Annotated in this window: 4 protein-coding genes; 2 read left to right on the top strand and 2 right to left on the bottom strand. The window is 36.1% G+C overall.

What is annotated here, in order from left to right; translation table 11 throughout:
* Together PHE37_RS13775 and PHE37_RS13780 are read left to right on the top strand one after the other, a co-directional pair.
* The coding region (locus PHE37_RS13775; protein WP_299997813.1) for a M14 family metallopeptidase at nt 1–751 on the top strand (751 nt) is incomplete at its 5' end.
* Entirely contained in the window at nt 748–1,698 is a 951-nt protein-coding gene (locus PHE37_RS13780; protein WP_299997816.1) for a M14 family metallopeptidase, read from the top strand. The genes PHE37_RS13775 and PHE37_RS13780, both read left to right, overlap by 4 nt.
* Nucleotides 1,699–1,792: 94 nt before the next feature.
* Here the strand turns inward: PHE37_RS13780 and PHE37_RS13785 are convergent, their stop codons facing one another.
* The gene (locus tag PHE37_RS13785; protein ID WP_299997819.1) at nt 1,793–2,698 is read right to left on the bottom strand and encodes a transglutaminase family protein; all 906 of its coding nucleotides are present in this window, start codon (nt 2,696–2,698) and stop codon (nt 1,793–1,795) included.
* Nucleotides 2,699–2,700: 2 nt separating this feature from the next.
* A partial coding sequence (locus tag PHE37_RS13790; RefSeq protein WP_299997822.1) for an alpha-E domain-containing protein occupies nt 2,701–4,273 on the bottom strand: 1,573 nt, incomplete at its 5' end.

Raw genomic sequence — 4,273 nt, forward strand, 5'->3', positions numbered from 1 at the left:
AGGCATCATAGACATCTACCCTTCTATGAATCCTATGGGCATTGATAGCATCACGAGAGGATTCCCTTTTTACAATGTAGATATCAATCGTACTTTTCCAGGTAAAACATCTGAATTTTTACCAGGTCAAGTCGCCAATGCTATTGTAGAGGCTATTAAGGGAAGTGATTATGCCATTGACATTCATTCAAGCAATATCTTCTTACGTGAACTGCCTCAAGTGCGCATCAGTAAATCAAATGCCAAAGAACTTGTCCCTTTAGCACAGAAAATGGGGATTGATTTTATCTGGGTTCATGATGCTGTGACAGTCTTAGAATCGACTTTTTCACATACTATGAATACACTAGGAACAAAAACTCTTGTTGTTGAGATGGGTGTTGGTATGCGCATTACTAAAGAATATGGTGAAAATCTCACAGAGGGCATTTTAAATCTAATGGCGCAACTCGATATTATAGATCGCCCTTTATCTTCTACTAAAAAATCCTTTGTTTCCACCATTAATGCTGAGGTACATTTTATCAACTCTCCAAGTTCTGGCATTTTTGTACCAACGCTAGAGCACAATGTTGAAGTCAAAAAAGGCGAAAAACTAGGAATGATACTTGACCCTCTTTTAGGTGAAATTAAAGCAACACTTTTAAGCCCATGTGATGGACTCCTTTTTACTATTAGAGAATATCCTGTTGTGTATGAAGGTTCTTTAATTGCTCGTATTTTAGAAGATACCAAAGAGGAGAAAGAATGAGAGAAGAGATTTTATTTGAAATTACCTCACTAAGTCGTGAACCTATGCGTGTTAAAGCCTTCAAATTTGGCAAAAAAGATGCAACACCAAGTTGTGTTATTGTAGGACCCATGACGGGAGATGCGATAGATCAGCTTTGGATAGCCTCTCGAATGGTTCGCTTTTTACGCCAAAAAGAGCTCGAAAATCCTTCCTTTATTCTTGGTGAAATTGTTGTTGTTCCTACGGCTAATACTTATTCATTTAATATGGGAAAATCATTTTGGCCTTTAGATAACACCGATATTGATGTCATGTTCCCAGGTTATGAAAAAGGTGAAACAACACAACGTATTGCAGCAAGACTATTTGAAAAAACCAATAATTTCGACTTCGCCATTTTGCTCGAAGCAAGAAAAGATCACGCTGAATGCAAACCCTATGTCAGCCTTTTAGCCAATGGAGCTGAGGATGTGGATGATGCCCGTGCTTTTGGTTTAGATTTTATTCATATCAAAGATGAAAGCCCTATTGATACGGTTTCTATCAATTACAACTGGAAAATATGGAATGCCAAATCTTTTTCGATTATTTCAGGGAAAAAAGGTGAATTGCGGAAAAATGATGCCAACAAAGTATTTGATGCCATAGTTCGCTTTCTCTCAAAACATAAGATCATCGACTTTCCTATCTTTGAAGGCTCTATTGGAAATGTTGTTACCTATGACAATATCGAAATTATCAAATCTTCTGCAGCAGGACTTTTTGATACTTTAGCGCATGTTGGAGATCGTGTGGTACATGGACAACCCTTGGCAAGAATCTATAACACGCTAGATGGAACCCTTATGCAGACTATCATCGCACCCTTTGAGGGCATTATCTCGTGTGCCTATGATTACCCACTCATTTTTCAAAATGCCATTGCATTTCGGATTATCAGACTTGAAGATACACAGTTACCGTAAAAAAGCATTATGAACCGCGCACGAAAAGTACTGAAGATGCGCGGTACTTTACATGGCGTAAGCATAACTTTTAGAGCTTTGCTTTAAAAACGCATCAAGAATAAAAGATAGAATCCTCTCTTCGCACATCCACCATAATAGATAAATCACTTTTACCACTACTGAAAACAACCCCTTTTAGAGGTGAAATATCATTATAGTCTCGTCCTGAGCCTAAAAGAATATGTTGTGATGTAGGTATAACATTATTTGTTGGATCAAGGCCAATCCAGCCGGCATTTGGGATATACAATGCGAACCACGCATGTGAAGCGTCAACACCAAAAAGCTTTTTTTCACCTTCTTTTGGTATCGTTTCAATATAACCACTCATATAACGAGCAGGCAAGCCAATCGAGCGAAGAGCTGCAATAGCAAATTGTGTAAAATCTTGGCAGACCCCTTGTTTGGCATCAAAAATATCTTCTATAGGTGTCATTACATCACTAAAGCCTGAAACAAATTTAAAATCTGCATAGATTCTATTCATAAATTCATATGCTGCTTCAAACAAATCTCTAGAAGGAGAAAACGATTCAAGAGCATACTCTTGAATTCGCTTTGATGCTTTAGGGATAAATTCAGATTCTGGCATAAAAAGTTTTACAGATGTATCATTGCATGTAAAGCCTGATAATATTTCTTGAGCTTGAGCATATGTTACACTTTTTGAGCGAACGTCGGCAATATGTGTCGCTAAACTATCAGGAAAGATTTCAACTTTTGAATGACCTATAAGTGAGAGCGATTTATGGGCCTCACGAATAAGTATATGGCTGTTGTAATTGCCAAAAATATCGACAAAATCACTCTCTTCATAGACCGTAGGTTCTGTTTGCATCGAAAAGCTTAAAAGCTTTTGAAAACGTGTATTTTTGGGTTTTAGCCGTGCAATATTATGACTAAAGGTAACAATACTTTCATAGTCAAATTCAGTTTTGTGATAAATAGTATAAATCATTGTTACTCATCATAATGTGAAAAATAAGTTTTACACAATTCAGTCGAACATTCTGCAAATAAATCCGAAAGTGTAGAAAGAATGGTATCAAGTTTTGTATAAATCTGTTCTTCTTCTAACTCCATAACGTCACTTAGTTTTGTTAGTTTTAATAATGAATAGGCTTTAAACATCGGTGCTTCATACGCTGTTAAATAAGGCTTTGATTTAGGTAGTGTTTTAAACTCTCCTAATAATTTATTGGTAATATAGCTTAGCGACTTTGGAAATTGTGGATTAAACACTAAAAACTCTATCACATTTTCCAACTGTAAAGCGCTTTTATATTGTGTACGGTAAGCATTAAAACTCTCACTTGAGCTTAATATCCCCTCTAAAAGGTCATAAGCAACCGATTTATCCAACTTGAAACAAAGCATTGAACGCGCTTTTGAGATAAACAATAAAGCATTTTCAATCGTATACCCAATTTCAAAAAGTGTCAGCCCCTGCTCTTTATACATACTTTCATCCACTAATTCTTTATACGCTGTAAAATAAATCAATACTTTGTCTAATTCACTCAGTACCGCTCTTTTAGAGTTATTTTGTTTGCGGACAAAAATAAACCACTCTTTTTGCAATTTATCAAAGATTTTTGCTGATTCGACAGCAAGTAAATTTTTGACTGCAACATTAGCATTTGCCAGCATCCCAATCGTATACGTAAGAGAGCCTGTTTTGTGCCTATCTCTAATGACAGAGAGTATCTCATTCATTGGGTTTAAATGCAGTTTTTCTTGCATTGTCTCATCTAAGAAACCAGGATACGTCATCGTTAGATGTGTCAAAGCATTTTGTAACATGCGCTGAGACTCATTGGTTTCCATATCTTCATAACGATAGGTATTGGCCATATTTTTAAGTAAATATCGTAAAAAACGTGAAGTGGTAATCGAGCGTGCAAGATAACGTCCGAGCCAAAAAAGATTTTCTGCTTTTAGAGTTGATATGTGTCTTAGTGACGTTTCAACGTAAGGTGCATTTTTAAAGATGTTAGTATTATCACTTCTTTGATCCGTACCTAATATCCATAAATCTTTACTGGTTCCACCTCGTTGTGAAGAGACCAGTAACGAATCTTTACTGGCTGAAACACGCACCAAGCCACCATTCATCACTGTGTAGTTTTCATCACGTTTGAGACTATATGCACGAATAACAGCATTGCGTGGTTCTATTTTTTCGCTGGTATAATTAGGAATCGTTGAAAAACTAATCTCTTCTTGTGCTGCATAAAAATTAGGACTTTTAATGATGGTTTCTCTAAGTTCTGCCAATGCTTCAAACGATAAATTACGACATAAATAGGTCTTGACCGATTCTGTTCTATCAATTTTCTTAACAATAAGCGTGCTTAAATTTTCAAGTACATATGCTAACTCACTGGGTTGACCACACCACCATGTTGCAATTTGTGGCAGGATGAGCTCTTCATTTAAAAAATACTGTGCAATATTTTCCATAAAAGGATTAAGCCCTATATTTTCTAAAATAGCACTTCCAATAGGGTTTACCATGATTAAATTATCTTGT

Origin of the sequence: Sulfuricurvum sp., from assembly GCF_028681615.1 — a bacterium.
Classification (GTDB): Bacteria; Campylobacterota; Campylobacteria; order Campylobacterales; family Sulfurimonadaceae; genus Sulfuricurvum.